Source organism: Bacteroidales bacterium (assembly GCA_018334875.1).
Classification (GTDB): Bacteria; Bacteroidota; Bacteroidia; order Bacteroidales; family UBA12077; genus JAGXLC01.
Genome location: JAGXLC010000287.1, coordinates 3776 through 5198, shown reverse-complemented (window position 1 = coordinate 5198; position 1423 = coordinate 3776). Strand labels below are relative to the sequence as shown.

Genomic DNA, 1423 nt, shown 5'->3' with positions numbered 1-1423 from the left:
TTCTCCGGAAGTGCTGATGATATAATGTAAGCTGTACCTCTGTTGTAGGTATCAACAACTTGACCTGATCTCAATGGTTTTGAACGCATATAGTAACCAAAATGTCCGCTAAAAACCATGTCCACATGATATTTATCAAAAACAGGAACCCATTCCTGTTGAATACCTATGTATGGTTCTTCCCAGTTATAAGGTGGAAAATGAAACACAGCTATCTTCCAGGTAGCATCCGTAGTTGCCAATTGATCTTCAATCCAGTCTGTTTGCCTCTCCACTGGAGAAGTAGCATCCAACATGAGGAACAAAGTATTTTGATAAGTAAAAGAATAGGTTTGTTCTTTTTCCACAGCAGTGGGTCCATTAGTCGGATAGCTGAACATTTGCCGGTACATTTTCGCTCCAAGGCCCAGATGGTTGTCGTGGTTTCCAGGAACTGCCATCAAAGGTTTTCGAGAAATAACGCCTTTGGAAAACTCAAAAAGCTCATCCCATTGGTCGCGGTGTAGTCCTTCACTAACCAAATCGCCGGCGATGGAATAAAAATCTGCTTTGGGATGGGTTGTATCAGCTTGATGGAGAATTTGTCCAAATTCCGGTTTACGGTGCGCATCGGCAAACCAAATAAAAGAAAAATAATCACTGTCATCCGAGGTAGAAAAAGTGCAGGCTTCAGTCCAGTCATCCTCAGGTGAAATTAAATACTCATACGTTACTCCAGGTTCCAGATTGCGAAGTTTTGCCGCAAAGCGGTGTATAAACCGATCGTTCATCAATTCTCTGTCTTCCATTAATGATTTCTTCGCCTCAACGGAGTATTCTCTATTTGAATCCTGCTGGCGATAAACAACCCTTCCGTTATGAACAGTGGTATCTGTGCGCCACTGAATATCTATACTAGTGGATGGATCCGAACTCCATGTGAGCATCACCTGATCGGGTTGTGCCGATGACGGGTAATCCGTTTCACGGAAAGCACCAACCAGGTGTGATTCTGTTCCTCTTCCCCGGGTAGTTGTGAGGAGCTTTTGGCCTTTCATTGATTCAGGAACTTCGGTTAACACAAGTTCAGTCCAATCGTGATAAATAAAAGCCCCAGTATCTAAAACTCCAATATGTTGATTCTTAGGGTAAAAATTACTGAACTTCAACTGATCATTCTTATTCTGCGGGGTAACGACAACAAAATAATGATACCCGTAATTTCTAAATCCGTTAATTCCCAAACCAACAGTACCGGCTTCAAATGATTTTTGCCAGACTTCATAAGTGGTCTGTTTATTCTTCATAGTCAAATCAGTCCTTTTAAAATCATTGCTTTTTAACCAGAAAGGTACTATCTTTTGTTCTTTGCTGCGCATAACAGATACAACAACCGGAACATTAACATCGAAACTCCAGTGCCGCGTTGAAAGGACTTCCAATT

General features: G+C 41.6%; 1 protein-coding gene. It reads right to left on the bottom strand.

The features are described from left to right. A partial coding sequence (locus KGY70_16570; protein MBS3776814.1) for a metallophosphoesterase family protein occupies positions 1-1286 on the bottom strand: 1286 nt, incomplete at its 3' end. Positions 1287-1423: the final 137 nt, after the last annotated feature.